The organism is Rhodococcus sp. B50 (genome assembly GCF_013602415.1).
GTDB lineage: Bacteria > Actinomycetota > Actinomycetes > Mycobacteriales > Mycobacteriaceae > Rhodococcus.
The window spans coordinates 1,018,669-1,039,313 of the sequence record NZ_WPAG02000002.1 but is presented as its reverse complement, the minus strand read 5'-3'; the positions used below and the strand labels follow the sequence as shown (position 1 = coordinate 1,039,313).

Here is a 20,645-nt window from a genome sequence, read left to right as displayed (position 1 = left end):
CCCGAGGGGGTACTCGACCGGCATGACAACCAGCCCGAGAGGCCCAGGCGATTCGAATTCCGACTTCTCGCCTTCCGCGCGGCGTAACGACGTTCCGGTTCCCCCATCGGGCACGACACCGGATCCGGACGCGACCGCCGAACTGCATCCCGACCTCGCTCGGCGGAAAGGCATCAGGGGCACCCGTACCGGGGCGCTGTGGACCGCTTTGATCGTCGGTGTCCTGATTCTGCTGTTGCTGTTGGTGTTCATCCTGCAGAATCTCGACAGCATCACCCTCGAACTCTTCGGGTGGGACTTCTCGTTGCCGCTGGGTGTGGCACTGCTGTTTGCTGCGATCGCCGGAGCGGCGATAGTCGGAATCGCCGGGGGCCTGCGGATCTTGCAGCTCCGCCACGCCGCCAACCGGCAACGCACGCTCGGCGCCGGTCGATGACGGACCCCGGTTACGGCACTTCCGCGGTGTGCTGTCCGGTCGGGTTCGTTGCGAGGCACCTGCGAGGAGGAGACGACATCGACGAGGCCTCAGCGATGCAATGACGAAAGTCGCGTCGTCGTCACGCCGGTGGCGGGTGTTGTCGGTGGCGAGTGAGCATGGCGGCCGGCGCAACAATGGTGAGTGCAGCGAGTGCGGCATATCCCGCGGTCAGGGTCACGGTAGCGGCAACACTCGCGACCAGCAGGGGCCCGCCGGCGTCGCCGAGTTCGCGACCGAGTTCCGCTGCGCCCATCGTCTGGCCGATGCGGTTCTCGGGGGTCGAAGCCGCCAGGGAGGCGAAGCCGATCGGGGTGATCATCCCGGTGCCGACCCCGATACCGACCGCGGCCGCAAGCACTCCGACGATGCCCGGGATCAGAGCGCACGCAAGCCCGGTCGCGGTGAGTACGAGTCCGGTAGCCAGACCGATATCCGAGCGGAGACGACCGGAGTCGAGGGCGCGCCCGGCGCGGGGTTGCGCGATCGCGGCGCACGCGGCCGGAACGGAGACTGCAGCGCCGGTCATGATCGGGCCGAGCCCGGCGGCAGCACCGGAGACGGGTAGGAATCCGACACCGACGGACAGCGCGGCGGTGGCCAGCGCCAAGGCCAGCGTCGGGCGCAGGAAGGCGCCTTCGGCCAGTCGGCGCGCCAGGTCGACGAGCGTCTGCCGGGATTTCGGAAGTGGCGCCAGGGCGGGCACGACGACCGAGGCCCACAGGGCCACGAATGCGGACAGGACGGCAAGCGCGGCGAACAAGGTGATCAGGCCGCCCGACCAGACGAGGGCGCCGCCGAGGAGCGGACCGAGGGTGTAGCCGAGACTCTTGTAGAAGCCGTAGGTACCGTAGGCCCGACCGTGCGCGGCGACCGGATTCATCCTGGCGACGAGTGCGCCGGCGGCAGGGGAGAAGGCGGATGCGGCTGCGCCTTGGCCCAGGCGCGCGAGCCAAAGCCATGCGGACTCGTCGATGATCACGAAAATTGTGGAGGCGACGCAGAATCCGACCAGGCCGCCGATGAGTACGGGGCGCACCCCGATGCGGTCGGCGAGGGTGCCGAAGATCGGCTTGAGGACGACCTCGGCGCCGTCGTACAGGGCCAGCAGCACACCGAGATACAGCAGCGAGGTGTGCAGGTCCGACCCTTCGGCGCCGAGGTTGGCGGCGATGCTGTGCGCGCCGAAGGCCGTGGTGAATCCCGCGGCGTACAGCGGCCACACCCGATATCGCTCCGCGGACACGGAGATGTTTCCGGTCATCCGGTCTCACTGCTGTGGGGTGCGGTATGCAACGCCGCCATTACCTGTTCGGCGTATTCCTCGTGCCGGCCGGTGCCTTGTGGATCACCACGCAGCACCGGTCCGGTCTCGGGTTCAGTTCGGCATGCGCATGGGGTTCGCTGCTACCGGCGATCAGGCCCTCGACCAGACGCAGATTCAACCCGCACACCACATCCAGATGGTCTCGGGCGACGAGGTGGAAGGGACAGTTACGCAGATCGATATCGCCGTCGGCGTCGGCCCGGGGCAGATATCCGCAGCCGTGCAGCGCCTTCAGGAGATCACCACCCGAGGCGGCGACGGCTCGCCGCCCGGCGTCGCGTGCAGCCTCGTTCACCGTCGCTCGCACCGCTCCGTCGGTGTCCTGTTCGACCGAAGTGACGAGTAATCGGGCGAGCAGTTCGTAGTCGCGCGGCGGAACACTGACGGTCATTTCCGTCGTCGTCCTGGTGTAGAACTTCGCAGGCCGTCCAGCGCCGGGTCCGCTGCGCCCCGCGGGCCGCTGGTAATCGACCGTCACCAAGCCGGCATCGGCAAGCTTGTCCAGATGATAGGCCGCCAGGGTTCGGCCGATATCGAGTGCGCTCGCCACCTGCTCCCGCGAGACCGGTTCCTCGCTCTCGCACACATACTCGAACAGCCTGCGCCGCAACGGATCGTCGAGGTTGCTCAACGCCGCCAGCGCCGCCGGTGCAGCGGACCGGGAAGTGGACATACCCCAACGCTAACACCAAAAAGTATTGACAAATAGGATCGGCGGGACGACTCTAAAAGCAGTAACTATTGTTTTTACAAGGGGGTCTGTGATGACCACTCCCGCAGCTCACTCATCTGCCATCTCGGCCGCTTCATCCGTACGCGGCGACGTGATGCACCGCGCTCGCAGCGATCCCGCCTACGGGGCATTCATCCTGCTGCGCATCGGATTCGCCGTGCTCCCGATCGCCATGGGCGTAGACAAGTTCACGAACGTGCTCACCACCTGGCAGAACTATCTGGCACCGTGGATCGTCGACATCAGTCCCCTCGGCGCGCACCAGGTCATGCTGGTGGTCGGAGTAATCGAGATCGTCGCCGGTGTCGCCGTCGCGATCAAACCGCGGTACGCGGCCTACATCGTCGCCGCTTGGCTTGCCGGCATCGTGATCAACCTGCTGAGCTATTCCGGATTCTATGATGTCGCCCTGCGGGATGTCGGCCTGCTGCTTGCGGCACTGACCCTTGGCCGATTGGCCTCCGTGTACGACCCGCCCCGGCGATGACCACCGCTTTCGTTTTCGGTGGAGGGGCCGGTCTCGGTGCCGTGGAGGTCGGCATGCTCTATGCGCTCACCGAAAGAGGCATACATCCCGACCTGATGATCGGCACGTCGGCCGGAGCTCTCAACGCCGCGTACCTCGCCGGTCGTGGCACCGGTATCCCGGCTTTGGACGACCTGGCGGCGATCTGGCGGAGTCTGCGCCGGCAGGACGTCTTCCCGCTCGATCCGGTGCGTCAACTCCTGGCCGCGGCCGGGGTCCGCCCCTCGCTGTGTTCCGACCGGAATCTGAAGCGGCTCATCGAGTCTCACCTGTCCTATCGCGACCTCGAAGACGCGGCGATCCCCGTGCACCTCGTGGCCACCGACCTGCTCACCGGCCGGGAGGTCCTGCTCTCGACCGGTGAGGCCGTCAGCGCCGTGCTGGCCAGTGCTGCCGTCCCCGGTGTGCTGCCCTCCGTGCAACGGGAGGGACTGAACCTGGTCGATGGGGGTATCGCCGACGATGCTGCTCTCTCCCAAGCCGTCGCCCTGGGTGCCGACGACGTGTGGGTGCTGCCCGCCGGCTACGCCTGCGCCCTGCAACATCCACCGACCACCGCGCTGGCGAATGCGGTGCAGGCTCTGACGCTGCTCACTCACCAACGCTTGCTGCTCGAGGTCGCCGACTTCTCCGCACGGGTCGAGCTGCACGTGCTACCACCGCTGTGCCCGGTGTCCGTGTCGCCGATCGACTTCAGCCATGCCGGCGAGTTGATCGAGCGGGCCCATCGGGCGACGCAAGCCTGGATTGCCGCCGGGGGAGATCGGCGGCCCCACCCCGAACGTATTCTGTCCCTGCACAATCACCGGCCCCGGCTCGGGGAGCCGGACGCGTCGAGCGGTCGCATTCCCGGCCGCGGTTCCGATCCGATGGGTCGACAGCGCGGATACGTGACGCCTGCGGCATCGTGTCGGGTGTGGCCTTCTCGGGAGAGGGGTACGCGATCGTCATGAGCACAATCACAGAAGCCATCGATGTCGATGTACCGATCCGGGTCGCGTACAACCAGTGGACGCAGTTCGAATCGTTTCCTCATTTCATGGAAGGGGTGCGAGAGATCCGGCAACTCGACGACACGCATGTTCATTGGGTCATCGATATCGCAGGTCAGGTCCGCGAGTTCGATGCCACCATCACCGAGCAACATCCGGACGAGCGGGTGGCCTGGACCTCCGACTCGGGACCCAACCACGCGGGAGTGATCACGTTCCATCGCCTCGATGACGAGAAGACCCGAGTGACAGCCCAAATGGATGTCGACCCCGAGGGATTCGTCGAGAATGCAGCCGACAAACTCGGTGTTCTCGGCAACCGGATCAAGAACGACATGAGGAAGTTCAAAGAGTTCATCGAGCAGCGCGGGCACGAGACCGGTGGGTGGCGCGGGGACGTGGACCGACCCACCCCTTGAGGACCGGTCGGTCGGAACATCGCGCGTGTCGCGGCGGGACGGACCGGTCTGCGAAAGCAGTTCAGGCGACGATCCGCACGACGGTGTCGTCGTAGACGGCACGCCCACCGAGGTCGCTACGGTCAGCTCGTCGACCGGAGCCCGCCTGCCGAGCGGCACCCCGTGCGACGGTGAGGTCGTTTCGGTAAGGCCGTAGATGTTGTGGATGTAGTGGCCGAACCGCTCCTCGAACGCCGCGATGGTGCTCGGTGGGATCGGCGCTCCGCCCGAGTAGATCTTGGTCAGGCCCGCCGGGACCGTATTGCCGCGATCAATCAGTGGCTCCGTACCCCGGGCCTATGAAACACGGCCTAACGGCAGTGCGCGCCGGATACTTTCGGGTCCTAAGCCCCGAGGATGCCGCCTGCGCAGTGGTCTCGATGTGTACCGCCCTGCCCACCTGGTGGTAACCGGGAGGTCGGATGAATCCGGAAGGGGTAGCGAACCTCTGTGTCGAGTACGCCCTCGACCTCATGCAATACCGAAGCACACCTACCGTCGGCAATCCATGATCCTGGTGTCGATCGATACCCCCCGGTGTCACGATTGTGCGCGACGTGCCGGTGTTCGGACGACACGACCAGCGCGGTCACTGTGAAGTCGTCTACGACGACGTGCGTGTTCCCGCGGAGAACATCCTCGGGGAGGAAGGCGATGGGTTCGCCATGGCGCAAGCTCGTCTCAGGCCGGGGCGCATCCATCACCGCATGCGCGCCCTCGGGGCCGCCGAACGGGCCCTGGCGCTGAGGACCACGCGCGCGCAGGACCGTGTGGCCTTCGATAAAACGCCGGCCGAGCAGGGTGTCGTCCAATATCGGATCGCTGAATCTCGCGTCGCGATCGATCAGGCCCGGTTGCTGTGTCGTCTTGCGGCCGAGACCATCGACGAACGCGGCAACAAGGCCGCAGTCCCGTGGGAGGGCGGGTTGGACGGTGCGAACACTGCGAATTGCCGGTTGTCGTCACCGCTCTCGGCGAATCCGGACCTGGGGGCTGCGCGTTCTGTAGATCTCGGGCTCCCGAACACGTACGACTGCCTCTCGCGACCGAACCTCCGTGGTCCCGCTCGAGCGTGAGGGTGCAACTTCATATGCGAGGTAGCAGGGACGGGACGAAAAATGAGAGGAGCTTCGTTCGCAGGTGGTCGAGCGACCCCACGCCGGCTCCGAGCGAGCTGATGTAGGTCATTTCGAGTTCGGAGATCCACTCACACAGCAGGTCCAGGTCCACGTCGGCGCGCATCTCTCCGGCTTGTTGGGCCTCGATGAGGATCGGTTCCCATAGTTCTCGGGTGAGTTCGACGGCTCTGCCGGAGGTGGAGAGCAGATTGGTGGCGAGCGTGGCTTCGGCGGGGGAGACCAGCAGATGCACCATGGGATCGCGCAGTCCTCGCCGGACGTTCGCGCAGATGCCTTCGGTGATGCGGTCGGCGAAGGTCGGATGCTGCCGGATGCGGTGGCGGGCGGTGTCCATGTTGAGTCGTGCTCGACGGACGATCGACGCCATGATGAGCGAGTTTCGATCGGAGAAATAGCGGTACACCGTCGCGCGCGACATGTTCGCAGCCCGTGCGACGTCGGCCATGGTGGTCTTGGTGATACCGAACTGTTCGAAGCACAGTTCGGCGGCGATGAGGATCGCCGTGCCGACGTCCGCGGTCTCGGTTTCGGTCTTCTGTGCCACATGTGCACAATACCGCCCGGTAAGTTCTAAGACACTAGATTCCATATGTCTCATGTGTCAGCATGGGTGCATGCAGCGCGAAGACAAGATCGAACTCACCGAGCGCCTGATCGCGCACGTCGACAACAACTCCACCGACTACGCGGACGGCATGCTCCATGTGCCGTTCACGGTGTTCAACGATCCCGAACTCGCCGATCGTGAACGTGATGTGGTCCGTCGCTTTCCGCACATCGTGGCCCATATCGATGAGCTGAAGAACACCGGGGACTTCATCACCACCGAGCTCATCGGCACTCCACTGCTGGTGATCCGGCAGTCCGACGGCAGCGTCAAGGCTTTCTCCAACGTGTGCCGCCATCGAGGCGCCAAAGTCGAATTCGCCGAAGCCGGATGCAAACGCGTCTTCAGCTGTCCCTATCACAACTGGGCGTACGGTCGCGACGGCGCGCTACGGGGCATGCCGCACGCCGAGGGATTCGAGGGTTTGGATCGCTCGCAGTACGGATTGGTCGAGTTCCCATGCGAGGTACGGCACGGGTTGGTCTGGGTCGTGCCCACGGTCGGCGCACAACTGGACATCGCGAAGGTTCTGGGAGAAAAGCACGACGCCGAGGTCGCCGATACCGGAATCGCTTCCTCGTTCCAGGTCCGCAAAGAGACGTGGAAACTCGACATGAACTGGAAGATCGCCGTGGACGGGGTGCAGGACTCCTACCACCTGTGCCAGCTGCACACGAAGACGGTGTGCAACTTTCTGGAAGGGAACATCACGGCTTTCGACCTCGTCGACCGGTCGTGGCGGATCGTCGTGGCGCGTAAGTCGATCACCGAAGTGCGCGACGCGGACCCGGATTCGTTCGATGTGCGCGACTATTCCCTGGCGAACTACACGATCTACCCGGGGACGATGCTGGTCACCGAACCCAATCACTTCGAGATCTGGACCATCGTCCCCGACGTCGACGATCCCAATGTCTCGTACTGCACCATCCGGTTGCTGTCACCGACCGAGCCCACCACGCCCCGAGAACAGCGGATCCTCGACAAGAACTGGGAACTGCTCATGGAGACCCTGCACGCCGAGGACTGGTTCGTCACCAAGACGATCACCGACAACGTCGCACACGGCCAGGTCGAGGAACTCATATACGGACGAAACGAGTTGCCGGGACAGGTATTCCACAAGATGATCACGCGTGACGCCGCTGCCGTCGCGGAAGAGCGCCGCGCAGCGAAGGCGGGTTCGACACCGTGACCTCTCGGGAGTTGCTCGAATCGTTTCCCGCGCCGGGTGTGCTGCAGCTGACTCTCGATCGTCCACAGGTGCACAACGCAATCTCGCTGTCGCTGCAACGAGCACTCGACGAGCGTCTCACCCGTGCAGCCGCCGAGGAGGCTGTGCGGGTAGTAGTGCTCACCGGTGCCGGCACGAGTGCATTCTCGGCAGGGTACGACCTGCGCGAACTCGAGGCCCTGTCGTCACAGGAGAACCTCGAGGCGATGCTCGAACGCGAGGAGCTGCTCTGGCGGTATGTCGAGTTCCCCAAACCCACGATTGCCGCGGTCCGAGGCATGGCGTACGGAGCGGGCACGCTGCTCGCCGCCTGTTCGGATCTTCGCGTCGGTGGTCCGTCGACGACGTTGACCGTAACGGCGGCGAAGTACGGCGGCGCGAACCTGACGTGGCTCCTCGACACGCTGATCGGCGCGGGACAGACGCGTGATCTGCTCATGACCTCGCGTGCTGTTACCGGCGCCGAGGCATATCGGATCGGTCTGCTCACCCGCTACGCGGACGACGGCGACGTACTCGCAGCAGCGCTGGAGGCAGCGGAGCAGATTGCGGCACAACCCGCCGAAGCGATCCGGGAAATCAAATCACTCCTGCTCACCGGATACGGCACCGATCTGCGTAGTCGCTACGACCGGGAGAACACCGCCGCACGGACGACTCTCAGACCACGCCCGGTAGCCGAGATGTTCGGTGAATTCTTCGGCGCCCCCGCCGGAATCGACTGACAGGACTGTCATGGATATGTCACCGTCCACGAGGACCCCTATCGACATCTGGGATCCGGATTGGAACGATCCGTTCACGCCCACTGGGCAGGCGAACGACGAGTTCGCCGAGTTGGTCGCCGCCGTGCGTGCGGTCCAGGAGGCATTCACCAGGTCGCGTCCGAATCCTGCCGACGCAGCAAGCATCGCCGATCAGTTGTTCACGGTTGCCGCGCGTTTGCAACAGTTCGAGACCGACGAGGACGCACAGCTCGCAGGCCACCGTTGGGATCTTGCCGGTCGCGGCCAGTGCCTCGCGCCGCCGTTGCACATCGACGTGGTGACGGACACGAAAGCCAGCGGCCGGGTCACGGTCGGGCGTTTCCATTCCGGTCGGTATGCGATGAACGGCGGCGTCACACCGCTGATCTTCGACGAGATCATGGCCCGGCTCGCCAACAGTGCGGGCCGGCCGTGGGCACGCACGGCCTATCTCAATGTGGATTTTCGGGCGCCGGCGCCCCTCGGAGTCGAGTTACGCGTGGAAGCCGAGTTCCTGCGGCAGGACGGCCGTAAGCGGTTCATGCGCGCAACCATGCATCACGGCGACGTGCTGGTCGCCGAGGGCGACGGGTTGTGGGTGGAACTGAAACCCGAACAAACTGTGAATATTTCCGAAAGTGGTGCGATATGAAAAGTGGTGCGATATGAGTGGGTACTCGTTGCTCGAGGGCATGCGCATTCTCGAAGTTGCGCAGCTGGCACCGGCGTCGGCCGGTGGCCATCTCGCCGATATGGGCGCCGAGGTCATCAAGATCGAGTCGGGTCCTCTGGGTGATCCGGTGCGTATCGGTGGCAGTCGTGCGATCGGTGATGAAGACGGGCCGTCGTTCATGCATCTGCGTTGGAACCGAGGAAAGAAGAGTGTCGCGCTCGACCTGCGTACAGCTGAAGGCAAGCAGGCTTTCATGAATCTGGCCCGTACGTGTGACGCGGTCGTCGAGGGTATGCGTGCCGGTTATCTGGACTGGTTGGGTGTCGGCTATGACGAACTGCGACAGGTGAATCCGAAGATCGTGTTCTGCACGGTCTCGGGTATGGGGTCCGAAGGTCCGTACTGCCGGCTCGGCACCGGAGGGCCGGTGTTCGACGCATACGCGGGACTGCGGGAAGTCCGAACGCCGGAGGATCCGCCCGCGGATGGGATCGCGGGCGCGACGACGCCGCCGGCGGCGATGTATGCGCTCGGCGCATACGGTGCGATGGGTCTGCTCGCGGCCGTGCACCGGGCCGGTCGTACGGGGGAGGGTTGCAGGATCGAGGTGGCAGGTGTCGATGTCGCTGCGGCATGGATGCCTGATCTCGTCGACGCGGAACTCAACAAGGATCGTTCGATCCCGCGTCCGACGTGGCTGCCGGACGGACGGTTGCCCGACTGGCCGCGCCTCGAGGCGTATCGCACCAAGGACGGGGAAGCCATTCTGTTCGGCTCCCATGTCGACAAGTTCTGGGGTAATTTCTGTGTGGCCGTGGGTCGTCCGGATCTGCTCGAGGTCGACCTGACGACGGTTGACAGTGAGGCGCCTGCACGGGCCGATCATGTGTACCGCGAACTACGGAAGATCTTCCTCGGGCGCACCCGGGACGAATGGGTCGCGCTGTTCGTCGAACACGACGTGGCGGGCGGGCCGGTCAACAATGTGACCGACCTGATCTCGGATCCGCATTTCACCGCTCGGGCTACTACCTATCGGGTCGAGTACGAGGGGGTCGGTGAGCTCGAGTTCGTTGTCAGTCCTGTTCGGGTCGTAGGGGAGGAGTTCGCTCCCTCATTGCCTCCCGAGTTGGGAGCGCATACGCACGAGGTGCTGCAGAAGCCCTCGGGTGCCGGTGTATTCGAGGATGAACCGGTGATGGGTTCGGCCGGGCGGCGATAGTCGCGCGAGCGGCTCGCACGGAACAGGGATTCGTCCGAATTTCTTGAAATTCCGTGTTGTGCCAATTACCTACAGATGTTAGATTCGATCCGACGCCGGTGACGGAGCTCACACACTCCTCGCCCACGCGGTGAACGCCCCGAGTGTTGCTGCCTAGCAGCCATTCGGGGCGCACCGCCGGACCGGCGCGTCTTGAACAGGTGGACAGGCCCGCCACGGGCCACATCTTTCACCGCCGTGAGCGAGAGCGGTCACGCCGCCACGGCCCCACACGAGGAGACGACATGAATCTGGCCGAGCTGGTTCGGTACTGGGGCAAGACGCGTCCCGATCACCAAGCAATCGTATTCGGTGACACATCCCAGACCTGGGCCGAAGTCGACGCCATCACCGACGCACTGGCACGAGGACTCGCCGCCCGCGGAGTGGGCAAAGGCGACCGCGTCGGCGTCATGATGCTCAACCGTCCCGAGTTGGCCCACACCATCCTTGCCACTCTCAAACTGGGCGCAATCAGTGTCCCCCTGAACTTCCGGTTGGTCGGCAAGGAACTGGCACCGATGCTCGTGGACTCCGCGCCGCGCGTCGTGATCGTCGAGAACGAACTGGCACCTCTGCTCGAGGTCGGTGCCGGCCAGTGCGACTTCGACATCTTCGCGATCGGCGGCACCGAGCACCGCTCGTACGACGCACTCCTCGATCCGGGCGCGGCACCTGAGGTCGAAATTGACGCCGCCGAACCGGCATTCATTTGTTACACCTCGGGCACGACAGGAGTGCAGAAGGGTGCACTGATCACCCACCGCAATGCACTGGCACCCGGCGTCGCCCAGGTCCTGAGCCACGGCATCTCCGGCCGCGACCGCGTCATGTGCTCGGCTCCGCTGGTCTACACCGGGTCGGTGCTCTCGATCTTCACCCAGCTCGTGCTGCTGCCGGGGGCGACGATGGTGCTGCTGCGCGAGTTCGACCCTGCGATCGCATTGGATACGTTCGAACGTGAGCAGATCACCGCGACGACCACCGTCCCGGTCATCTGGGAACGCATGACGCAACTCCCCGATTTCGGCAGGCGCAAACTCGCGAAGTTCACCTTCGCCGGGGCCGGCGGCGCCCCCATCAGCCTGGACCTGCTCGACTTCTACAACAGTCGAGGTGTGCCCATGACCCAGGCATACGGGCTGACCGAAGCCTCCGGCATGGCCTCGACGCTGAACTACGAGGACGCGCGCTCCCGACCGGGCTTCGCGGGACTGGCCTTGGCCGGAACGCAACTTCGCATCGCGAACCCCGAAGGAGGCTTCGCCGAGCCTTACGAGGTCGGTGAAATCGTGATCCGGGGTGAGCACGTGATGCGGGAATACTGGAACAAGCCGGAAGCCACGGCAGAAACCCTCGTCGACGGCTGGCTGCACACCGGTGACCTCGGCATGCAGGACGAAGGCGGCTTTCTCAAGGTGGTCGACCGCAGCAAGGACATGCTGATCTCCGGGGGCCTGAATGTGTACCCGGCCGAGATCGAAAAGGTCCTCCACGGTATCGACGGGCTGGTGGACCTGGCTGTCATCGGTGTCGAGGACGATCGTTGGGGAGAAGTTCCCATGGTCGTCTTCCACAGTCAGCGCGCGGCAAGTGAGATCATCCGCGACATCACCACCGTCGCGAGCGAGAACCTCGCCAAGTTCAAGCGTCCGGTACACGCTGTCGCCCTCGATGAACCGCTCCCGCGCACGTTCTCGGGAAAACTCGCGAAAAACGCTCTGCGTGAGCGATTCCGGACACCTCCTGTCCACGCGATCCCCGTTCCGCGCGATGTCGTCGCGGTCGACGGTGTGCCGTCCTCGTCCTGAACCTCACTTCCTTCTCCGAGAGGACCTGCCCTGTGAGCAGCACCCGTGATGTCGACCTCGCACACATCATCGACACATCGCCGATGTCTGCGCTGCAGAAGCGCGCCGTCGCACTGTGTTTGGCATTGGCCGTGCTCGACGGTATCGATGCACAGGTGATCGGTTTCGTCATTCCCGCCCTGTCCGAGGACTGGGGCGTATCGAAAGCGTCGTTCGGGCTGACACTCGCGCTGAGTACCGGGGCGATGGTGGTGGGCAGCCTGGTGTTCGGCCCGATCGCCGACCGGTACGGCCGCCGCAAGGTCATCATCCTGTGCACCCTGATCTTTTCCGTCTTCACCTTGGCGACCGCCCTGGTCACCTCGATGACGGCATTGATCGTGTTGCGCATCATCGCAGGTCTCGGCCTCGGCGGAGTGACACCGAATCTTGTCGCACTGGTCAGTGAGTACAGTCCCGCACGGATCCGTGCGACCGCGGTCACCGTCACGATCGCCGGCATGTCGCTCGGGGGTTTCGTCGGAGGTTTCGCTGCAGCATTTCTCATCCCGGAGTTCGGCTGGCAGTCGCTGTTCGTGATCGGCGGCGTGCTACCGCTGGGGGTCGCGGCAGTAGCAATGAAGTGGTTGCCGGAGTCGGTCAAATTCCTCGCCGCACGAGGTGAGAACGGGCGGGCAGCACAGATCGTCGCGCAGATCGCACCCGCTGCAGGAATGTCGGAGTCCGTCCGGTTCACCCAGGATGTGCCGACAGGAAGCACCTCACCCGTCGGGGCGCTGTTCGCACGGGGACGGGCGATCGACACGGTCTTGCTCTGGACGGTGTTCGTTATCAACTTCCTGGTGATCTACTTCCTGCTCAGCTGGATGCCGACCCTGTTCAGTGAGGGGGGACAGAGTGCCTCCACAGCATTGCTTGCCGCATCCCTGTTCAATCTCGGCGGCATGACCGGTGCGTTGACATTCGGGTGGATCACCGACCGCATCGGCAACGGCTACCTCGTCGTCATGGCCGGCTACACCCTCGGCGCGATCTTCACCGGGGCGGTGGCATCACTGCTCGGAAACGGTCCGCTTCTGCTGGTGACCATCTTCATCGTCGGATTCGGGATGTCCGGGAGCTCGGCGGGCATCATCGCACTCGCAGCGACCGTCTACCCGGTGGCCGTCCGCGCCACCGGAGTCGGCTGGGCCATGGGCATCGGCCGAGTCGGCTCGATCGCGGGACCGAGCGTCGGTGCCCTGTTGATCGCAGCCGGCATGGATGCGCGCACGATCTTCCTGCTCACGATCGTTCCCACTGCGCTCGCAGTCGCCACGCTGGCGGTGATGGCGGCACGCAGCCGTCGGCGCGCCCGGCTGGGCGACCTCGTGACCGTGGTCGAACAGGCGCCCGCACCGGCGCCCTAGAGAATCGGACTGCGACGTGTCTGTGCATTTGTCGTGCTGCCCCTGTGCCCCATCTTGCGGAGCGCGGGTGCAGGTCGAGGACAACCGCATCGTCGGTATCGTCGGCGACGGCTTGCATCCGCTCTCAGGCGGCTACTCGTGCCCGAAGGGCCGCCGAAGTGATGATTCTTCCACGGACCCAGCCGGCTCACCACCTCCATGCGCCGTACCCGCGACGGCACCTACGAACCGAATGACGTGGACGTCGCGATCACCGAGATCGCCGAGAGTATCGGAGCTATCAGGGGACAGCACGGCGCGGACGCACCCGCTCTCTTCATGGGCGCTCAGCAGAACGTCGCAGCGCTGACCGGACCCAGGGCACGGGCCGGAGTTCGCACCACAGGATCCCGGAAACTGTTCTCCACCAAGAACATCGACCAATCCGCCAAGCGGATTGTGCGGTCGCGCATGGGCCGATATATGGGAGGCCGGCAACGCTTTCGACACCGCCGACGTGTGGCTTCTGGCCGGTACGAACCCGATGGTCTCGCTCAACGGCGGAGACGGTGACGGCGCGATCACCCAGAATCCGTTCGTCACGATCCGCAAGGCTCGGGAACGGGGTCTGAAACTCACCGTCGACCCCGGCTCAGCGAAACCGCAGCGCACGCCGGCCTGCATCTGCGGTCGAAGGCGGGAACCGACGCGGCGTTGTTCGCCGGAATGTTGCACGTCATCCTGTCCGAACAGTGGCACAACCGGCAGTTCTGCGATCGCTATGGCGACGGCCTCGCGGCACTGTCTGTGGCGGTCGGGCCGGCCACACCGGAACGGACCGAAGCGATCAGTGGTGTCCCGGTCGATCAAGTGGTTCGCGCCGCCGGGGCGTTTGCCGGGGCGAGCGGAGCGACGGGAATGGCGCCGCTACCAACGTCCTCGCTCGGTAGACCGGAGTCGTTCGGATTCGACAGTTGGCAGCGGATCGATCGGTACGAATGCACCGAAGGGCAGCGTCGGGGCCGGGCCGGCAGATACTGATCGAGGTCGGGGCGATGCTCGCAGTCGCTCGGGCAGCGGAGAACAATCCGTACTTGCTTCAATAAACAACGACCTTTAGATTCAACACCGCGGATGTGACGTACGCCTCTCCGGGAGGCCGAAGGCGCACGGCACGGTCCGCCGTGCGCGCCGTCGAGCACCCCGCGCTCGACGACAACTCTTGGAGGCCTACATGAGCGGAACAGTTGTAGACGCGTTGACCTACTGGTCCCGGTCGAAGCCGGATCTGACCGCCATCGACTTCGATGGAAACAGCGTCACCTACGCAGAGTTGGCAGCCTGGGCGGACGGTGTCGCCCACGACCTCGTTTCCCGCGGTGTCGTTCCCGGTGACCGGGTGAGCTTTCTCGGTGCCAACAGCCTCGAGTGGGCTGTGGCGGCGCTCGGTGCGATGAAGGTCGGCGCTATCGCGGTCGGATTCAACCAGCGCATGCTCGTCGGTGAACTGACCACTCTCGTCGACGATTGCGAACCCACCGTCATCTATTGCGAGGAAGCGCTGTTGCCGCGCCTGGAAGAGGTTTACCAGGCACGTAGCACGTTCTCGATCGCCGTGTTCGAAAAGGATGTGCGTCCGCTGCGCGGCGGCGACCATGCGAAGTACCGGACGCCGGTGGTCGATCTCGACACCCCCACCGCCATCGTGTTCACCAGTGGTACCACCGGCAAACCGAAAGGTGTGATCTTCACCCACGGCACGATTGCCGGTGAGATGCACGAGTGGCACCTGATGGAACCGATTCAGCCGAACAACCTGCGACCGGTGCTGGTGTTGCCCCTGTTCACCGCTGCCGGCATCATCTGGGGTATTTCGCGTGTCGTTCTGCACGGTGGAACCTTGTTCCTCCAACCCGGATTCGATCCGGCGAGGGCGCTGCGCATCCTCGCAGAGGACAAGGCCAATACGTTGACCGGACCGCCGATCCTCTTCGAACAGATCGCAAGGGTTCCCGGGTTCACGGACACGGATCTCAGTCACATGGTGACCGCACACGTCGGTGGTGCGCGTGTGCCCGTCGATCTTCTGCACAAATGGCAGGCGCAAGGAGTGTCGCTGCGACAGATCTACGGTCAGACCGAGATCGGTGGATCCGCGACCGCGATGCCACGCGAGGAAGCAGCCGAACATCCCGACAAGTGCGGTTGGGGCGGCATCTTCACCAAGATTCGCGTCGTCGATCCCGAAGGTAACAATCTGCGTCCCAACGAAACCGGCCAGATTCTTCTGCGCGGACCCGGCATGATGCCGGGCTATTGGCGCAATGAGGACGCGACCCGGTCGGCCCTGATCGACGGTTGGCTTTACACCGGCGATCTCGGAAAACTCGACGAGAACGGCTACCTCACGTTCGTCGATCGTCTCAAGGACATGATCATCTCCGGTGGTCTGAACATCTCGCCTGCCGAAATCGAAACGGTGATCAACCAGATTCCCGGAGTCGAGGAGGTCGCGGTGATCAGCGTTCCCGACGCCAAGTTCGGCGAGACACCGGCCGCACTGGTCCGCTCAACCACCGAGTTGAAGGAATCCGAGGTAGTCGATTTCTGCAACGAACGTCTCGCCGACTACAAGGTTCCGCGGTATGTCGTCTTCATGGATGAACCGCTGCCCCGGATGCCGAGTGGGAAGATCGCCAAACGACAGTTGCGAGACGCTTTCGCGAATGTGCCCGACGACTACGACAAGGTTCGGTGATTCGGTCGTGAACTCGTCTGAGGGCGCGGTGGTCACCGGTGGTGGCACGGTATCGGTGCGGCCATCTCCCGTCGGCTCGCAGGCGACCGATTCGCTGCGGCGGTGAACTATTCGCGTAGTGCCCGTGATGCGGAGATGGCCCGCAAAGATCTTCGCGGATGGGGGACGCGTCGTCGCCATCCGTGCGAACTCTCTCCGGCCGCCGCGTCCAGGAAGCAGGGCTCGGAAGACTTCGACGAAGTCATTGCGGTCAACCTCAACGGCGCGTTCTACTGCACGCACTTCGCGTTGCCGGTGATGTGCGACGCAGGGGCCGAGTCGTCTTCGTCAACAGTGCATCGGGTGGACGGCGTCCGTCCCCGGGGATGAGCGCTTACTCAGCCGCCAAGGCAGGGTTCGTGGGAGTGACGAAGTCGACGGCTCTTGAGGTCGCACATCGCAGCATCACGGTCAATTGCGTGATGCCGGGATTTGTCGCGACGAACATCGGCGTGTTCGTAATTCCTTCCGGCTACCGGCATTGCCGGCACGGTTTCGAATCCCGCACCGTGGCAGCGTCTGTGTTCAGTCCGGAATGAGGGGCGGGCTCCGATCCTGTCGATCGGAGCCCGCCCCACATGATGCTGTCGTTATGCGGTGATCGGCGTTCTGTCGTCTTGGGTCGCGTCGGCCGAGGATCGGGTACGGGACAGGACGGTCGCCCCGAATCCGAGCAGCGAGACGACACAGATCAGAAGGCTCAGCCAAATCGTGGTGTCGTCGAACGCCAAGGCAACCGCGATGACCGGGACGAATGCCGCTCCGAGGGCATTGCCGGCTTCCCGGCCCAGGCCGAGGCCACTGTAGGCGTGCTGGGTGTGGAACAGCTCGATCACATAGGCGCCCATCGGTCCGAAGATGGCGGCGACGCCGATGCCGTTGCCGGCAGCCATGATCACCCAGTACAGCAGTGGGGGTGTCCCGACACCGGAGAGCATCGAGATGCCGACCCAGGCGAACACGGCGCTGTAGAGGAAGCCGAACATGATCACCGGGGCCCGCCCGACCCGGTCCGAGAGGGAACCGAACATCGGGATCAGTATGGCATTGGTCAGCTGTGCCGCGATGAGACCGATCAGGACTTCGGTTCCGCCGTAACCCAGTTGGTTGGTTCCGAAGGTGCCCATGAAGACGATGTAGAAGTAGCCGATGCCGGTCTGGCCGATGGTCATCACGAGCACGGTCAGCAGGGCACGCGGTTGCCGGCGGATCACATCGAGCAGAGGGCTCTTCGAGACGGTCTTGCTCTCCTCGATCTTCCGGAATGCCGGTGTCTCGGGCAGGCTGCGACGGAGCCACAGGCCGTAGGCGAGGATGACGACGCTGCACAGGAACGGGATGCGCCATCCCCAGGCAAGGAAACTCTCCTGGGACATCAGAGACGACACCACGAGCAGCGACAGTGTGCCCAGCACACCGCCGAGTGCCGCACCCATGCCGGGCAGTGAGCCCATCAACCCTTTCTTCTTCTCAGGGGAGAACTCGACGGCGACCAGAGCGGCGCCTCCGTATTCACCACTGGCTCCGATGCCCTGGAGGATGCGCAGGAAGACCAACAGAGCCGGTGCAGCCCAGCCGATCTGGTCATAGCCCGGAAGCATGCCGACGAGTAGGGTGGCGACACCCATCAGGATGAGGGTGAAGACGAGGATCTTCTTGCGGCCGAGGCGGTCGCCGAGGCTGCCGAGGATCACCCCACCCACGGGTCGGACAAGGAAGCCGACGGCGAAGGTGCCCACCGCCTGCAGTGTTCCCAGAAGGGGGCTCGAGCCGGTGAAGAATACGGAGGCGAACACCACCGATGCGGCCGAGGCATAGAGGCTGAAGTCGTAGTATTCGAGCAAGGTGCCCACGAATGCGGCACGGCTTGCGCGGCGGGAGTCTGCGCGGGCGGGTTCTGAGCTCGTCGTCGTGGCATTGTCCGCGGGAGCGGTCGTACGTTCGGTCATGTGAAACCTCGCGTGGGGAGTGCTGGGCGAAGCGCCCGAGTCGGAAGTGACGCGGACCACATTAAACTAATGTAATTAGATGTGTCTATTGGCAATCGCTGCGGATTCGACGGGTGACGTCGACGTTGATGGCAGGTAGCGCACTTCGCGACGCTGCCGGACCGGGCGCTGCGGCAAGCGCCCGGTCCGGCGAGCAGACGCGAGGGATCTGCGAGAACGTGCTGGGTCTGAGCACTATCGAGATCGATTCGCTCGGACGTGACGGTGTGCTACAGCACCTGCGGATGAACCGGCATTCTCGTCGATGCCCTCGACGCTGTGACCGGACGGTGGAGGTCCCCGACGATTGTGCCGGAGACCTCCACTGCAGGGTCGACTGTTGTGTCCGGATAGAGGGCCCTCAACGCCCCGACGGTGTGAACGTGATAGGAAGCTTCTCGCATCCGCGCACCTGGGACGAGTGGAAGACCGGAGGATTATCCGGGACGAGTGCGTAGTCGGGAATCCTCGTATGGATCTCCTCCATCGCGAGTCGAAGCTCCAATCGTGCCAGATGGGAACCGAGGCAGCGATGCGGGCCGGCGCCGAACCCGATGTGCCGGTTGGGATGCCGTCCGATCTGCAGTTCATCCGGATCGTCGAACTCGTCGTCGTCGCGGTTGGCCGACGTCATCACCACCAGGAGTTGATCGCCGGCCCTGATGGAGACGCCACCGATCTCGATGTCGCGGGTCGCGCGACGACCACCGCTCGTCGCTGTCTCGATCCGCAGAATTTCCTCCACCGCCGAGGGGATCAAGGAAGGGTCCTCGATGATCGCCTGCCGCTGTTCAGGGTTGTCGGACAAGTGGATCAGTCCCCAAGCGAGTGCGCCTTGAACGGTATGCAGGCCCGCGACGAGCAGCAGAAAGAACATCCGGCACAGTTCCTCGTCGGTCAAGGGACGCGGTGTGCCGCCGATATCGAGCGGGGTATCGATGATCTGCGCTGTAAGACTTCCGGTGGTGTCGTCGCCGGACCGGACTCGCGCGACCACCTTCCCGAAGTATTCGTAGATCTCGCCGGCTGCCTTCGCGCGGGCATCGGCCGATTCTGCCTCGCTCGCGCCGGGGATGCCTTGGAGCGTGATATCGGTCCACTCGGTGAACTGGGGCGCGTCGCTGAGCGGCCACCCCATCAGGGCAAGGAAGATCCGGGTCGGCAGTTCATGGGCGAAGTCGGCGATGAATTCACATTCGCCCTTGTCGGCGAACCCGTCGATCAGCTCGGTGATGATCTTTCGGATCTCGGGTTCGAGTGCCTTCATCTGCTTGGGGCTGAACAACGGCTGTAACGCCTGCCGGTAGTAGCCGTGCTCGGGCGGGTCGAGCTCGAGGGGAAGGAACTTTCCTTGTGCGGCATTGAGCAGATTGTTCGGGAAGCTCGAGAATGTCTCTGCATCTTGAAGTACCTGCAGTGCTTCTTTGTATCGCGTGACCACCCAATGCCCGCCGTGATGTGGCGAGTAGAGAATCGGCCCCTGTTTGCGCAATGCGGCGACCCGCTCCTGGAACACATCGACCGGTACGGCCAGGGACGGATCGTACACATCGAAATCGGTGATCAGGTGAGCGGGAATATCGAGCTGTGTCGAGGTCATCGGTGGTCCTTCGCGAGGGAGTGGTCCGAACGAGCACCTCGTCATCGACGTGCTCATCCGGGTAGCGCGGAGCGAGTTCGTGCTGTGGCAAGCACGAAGTCCGACGGGAGTGGGGCGAGTGCCTTGGGACGAAGGTAGATCAGGGGTTTGCACCGGTCAACAGTCGGTGTGTGGATATCTGGGGGTTGCGGGTTCTTCTCGTGCGCAGCCGGCATCGCTTGACCGAATAACCGATAGCATTTAGATTGATCGGTGTGATGCGCGGCACCCTGGTGCTGCTCGGGGATGTGCACCACTGGCGGTGCAACACGATTCGGCTGTGCGCTCGACAAATGTGAATCCGTTGCACTACATGTCTTTTCCCGAATCTCGCTGCAGTTCGCCGTCGTCGGGCAATCTTCCGAAGGGAAACCATGAGCTTTCGTCGGGTCGTCACAATCGAACGCAACAACGCAGCCCTGATCGTCGCCGACAAGAAGATCGAGCGACTCGACGCCGCCGGCATCGACCCGATCTGGCGAACCGACTCCATTCCCGAACTCCCCAACTCCGGTGAGGTGCCGAACACTGTCGGCTTCCCTGGACCGGGCGGAGTCTGGGTGATCGGTTGGGTGCTCGAGCCCGGGCGGATCGGGGACAGCGACAACGGAATTGTCGTTATGGACGAGCAGGCGCCGGGATTTCACCGCACCGACTCGGTCGACGTGCACGTCCTGCTCGAAGGTTCGCTCGTTCTCGAACTCGACAACGGCGTGGAGATCGACCTGCACGCCGGCGACACCGTAGTGGTCAACGGCAACACCCACCGCTGGCACAACCGCGGACAACAGACGGCCAGGGCCCTCGTCACTATCTGTGGCGCCTCCCGCCACGACCGACAGGAGAGTTGA

At 64.1% G+C, this 20,645-nt stretch carries 19 protein-coding genes and 2 pseudogenes; 15 read left to right on the top strand and 6 right to left on the bottom strand.

Annotation, left to right across the window (positions count from 1 at the left end):
• Window positions 1-22 precede the first annotated feature (22 nt).
• Window positions 23-436 carry a lipopolysaccharide assembly protein LapA domain-containing protein gene (locus GON09_RS05125; RefSeq protein ID WP_213930881.1) on the top strand — a complete coding sequence of 138 codons (414 nt, stop codon included), beginning with the start codon at window positions 23-25 and terminating at the stop codon, window positions 434-436.
• Window positions 437-557: 121 nt separating this feature from the next.
• Here GON09_RS05125 and GON09_RS05120 read toward each other — a convergent pair whose 3' ends face one another.
• Together GON09_RS05120 and GON09_RS05115 are read right to left on the bottom strand one after the other, a co-directional pair.
• Entirely contained in the window at window positions 558-1,739 is a 1,182-nt protein-coding gene (locus GON09_RS05120) for an MFS transporter (RefSeq protein ID WP_213930880.1), read from the bottom strand.
• A gap of 40 nt (window positions 1,740-1,779) precedes the next feature.
• Window positions 1,780-2,475 carry a helix-turn-helix transcriptional regulator gene (locus tag GON09_RS05115; RefSeq protein WP_213930879.1) on the bottom strand — a complete coding sequence of 232 codons (696 nt, stop codon included), beginning with the start codon at window positions 2,473-2,475 and terminating at the stop codon, window positions 1,780-1,782.
• Between the two features lie 154 nt (window positions 2,476-2,629).
• Here GON09_RS05115 and GON09_RS05110 point away from each other — a divergent pair, with 154 nt between their 5' ends.
• From GON09_RS05110 to GON09_RS05100, 3 genes are read left to right on the top strand one after another with little or no spacing between them, the layout of a single operon-like run.
• On the top strand, window positions 2,630-3,022 hold the full coding sequence (locus GON09_RS05110) for a hypothetical protein (RefSeq protein WP_374195387.1): 393 nt from the start codon (window positions 2,630-2,632) through the stop codon (window positions 3,020-3,022).
• Complete coding sequence (locus GON09_RS05105) at window positions 3,019-4,014, top strand: patatin-like phospholipase family protein (protein WP_213930877.1); 996 nt, start codon at window positions 3,019-3,021, stop codon at window positions 4,012-4,014. Before GON09_RS05110 ends, GON09_RS05105 begins: the two co-directional genes overlap by 4 nt.
• Window positions 4,011-4,472: an SRPBCC family protein gene (locus tag GON09_RS05100; RefSeq protein ID WP_213930876.1), complete on the top strand. Its 462-nt coding sequence runs from the start codon at window positions 4,011-4,013 to the stop codon at window positions 4,470-4,472. The genes GON09_RS05105 and GON09_RS05100 overlap by 4 nt, the downstream gene beginning before the upstream one ends.
• 67 nt (window positions 4,473-4,539) lie before the next feature.
• On the opposite strand, the pseudogene GON09_RS05095 reads toward GON09_RS05100, so the two are convergent.
• Window positions 4,540-4,763: pseudogene (locus tag GON09_RS05095) on the bottom strand (AMP-binding protein); the annotation flags it as partial.
• A 151-nt stretch (window positions 4,764-4,914) separates the two neighbouring features.
• Between GON09_RS05095 and GON09_RS05090 the strand changes: the two are divergent.
• Window positions 4,915-5,428, top strand: a pseudogene (locus GON09_RS05090) (acyl-CoA dehydrogenase family protein); the annotation flags it as partial.
• A gap of 169 nt (window positions 5,429-5,597) precedes the next feature.
• Here the strand turns inward: GON09_RS05090 and GON09_RS05085 are convergent.
• Window positions 5,598-6,194 (bottom strand): TetR/AcrR family transcriptional regulator, encoded by a 597-nt coding sequence (locus GON09_RS05085; RefSeq protein WP_213930875.1) that lies wholly within the window; start codon window positions 6,192-6,194, stop codon window positions 5,598-5,600.
• 70 nt (window positions 6,195-6,264) lie between these two features.
• On the opposite strand from GON09_RS05085, the gene GON09_RS05080 reads away from it, so the two are divergent.
• The 9 genes from GON09_RS05080 (at window position 6,265) to GON09_RS05040 (ending at window position 16,706) form a co-directional block, all read left to right on the top strand.
• Window positions 6,265-7,452, top strand: a complete 1,188-nt coding sequence (locus tag GON09_RS05080) for an aromatic ring-hydroxylating oxygenase subunit alpha (protein WP_213930874.1) — start codon at window positions 6,265-6,267, stop codon at window positions 7,450-7,452.
• Window positions 7,449-8,216: an enoyl-CoA hydratase/isomerase family protein gene (locus GON09_RS05075; RefSeq protein ID WP_213930873.1), complete on the top strand. Its 768-nt coding sequence runs from the start codon at window positions 7,449-7,451 to the stop codon at window positions 8,214-8,216. The genes GON09_RS05080 and GON09_RS05075 overlap by 4 nt, the downstream gene beginning before the upstream one ends.
• Window positions 8,217-8,226: 10 nt before the next feature.
• The gene (locus tag GON09_RS05070; protein WP_213930872.1) at window positions 8,227-8,889 is read left to right on the top strand and encodes a PaaI family thioesterase; all 663 of its coding nucleotides are present in this window, start codon (window positions 8,227-8,229) and stop codon (window positions 8,887-8,889) included.
• A gap of 13 nt (window positions 8,890-8,902) precedes the next feature.
• The gene (locus GON09_RS05065) at window positions 8,903-10,132 is read left to right on the top strand and encodes a CaiB/BaiF CoA transferase family protein (protein ID WP_213930871.1); all 1,230 of its coding nucleotides are present in this window, start codon (window positions 8,903-8,905) and stop codon (window positions 10,130-10,132) included.
• A gap of 284 nt (window positions 10,133-10,416) precedes the next feature.
• Window positions 10,417-11,982 carry a class I adenylate-forming enzyme family protein gene (locus tag GON09_RS05060; RefSeq protein WP_213930870.1) on the top strand — a complete coding sequence of 522 codons (1,566 nt, stop codon included), beginning with the start codon at window positions 10,417-10,419 and terminating at the stop codon, window positions 11,980-11,982.
• A gap of 32 nt (window positions 11,983-12,014) precedes the next feature.
• Complete coding sequence (locus GON09_RS05055; RefSeq protein WP_213930869.1) at window positions 12,015-13,391, top strand: MFS transporter; 1,377 nt, start codon at window positions 12,015-12,017, stop codon at window positions 13,389-13,391.
• Between the two features lie 16 nt (window positions 13,392-13,407).
• Window positions 13,408-13,740, top strand: a complete 333-nt coding sequence (locus GON09_RS28285; protein ID WP_307854313.1) for a hypothetical protein — start codon at window positions 13,408-13,410, stop codon at window positions 13,738-13,740.
• Window positions 13,741-14,604: 864 nt separating this feature from the next.
• A complete protein-coding gene (locus GON09_RS05045) occupies window positions 14,605-16,128 on the top strand; it encodes a class I adenylate-forming enzyme family protein (protein ID WP_213930868.1) in 1,524 nt (507 codons plus the stop codon).
• 158 nt (window positions 16,129-16,286) lie between these two features.
• Complete coding sequence (locus GON09_RS05040; RefSeq protein WP_244865387.1) at window positions 16,287-16,706, top strand: SDR family NAD(P)-dependent oxidoreductase; 420 nt, start codon at window positions 16,287-16,289, stop codon at window positions 16,704-16,706.
• A 51-nt stretch (window positions 16,707-16,757) separates the two neighbouring features.
• Here GON09_RS05040 and GON09_RS05035 read toward each other — a convergent pair whose 3' ends face one another.
• Window positions 16,758-18,116 carry an MFS transporter gene (locus tag GON09_RS05035; RefSeq protein WP_213930867.1) on the bottom strand — a complete coding sequence of 453 codons (1,359 nt, stop codon included), beginning with the start codon at window positions 18,114-18,116 and terminating at the stop codon, window positions 16,758-16,760.
• A gap of 400 nt (window positions 18,117-18,516) precedes the next feature.
• A complete protein-coding gene (locus GON09_RS05030) occupies window positions 18,517-19,755 on the bottom strand; it encodes a cytochrome P450 (protein ID WP_213930866.1) in 1,239 nt (412 codons plus the stop codon).
• Between the two features lie 413 nt (window positions 19,756-20,168).
• Here GON09_RS05030 and GON09_RS05025 point away from each other — a divergent pair, with 413 nt between their 5' ends.
• Entirely contained in the window at window positions 20,169-20,645 is a 477-nt protein-coding gene (locus GON09_RS05025) for a cupin domain-containing protein (RefSeq protein ID WP_213930865.1), read from the top strand.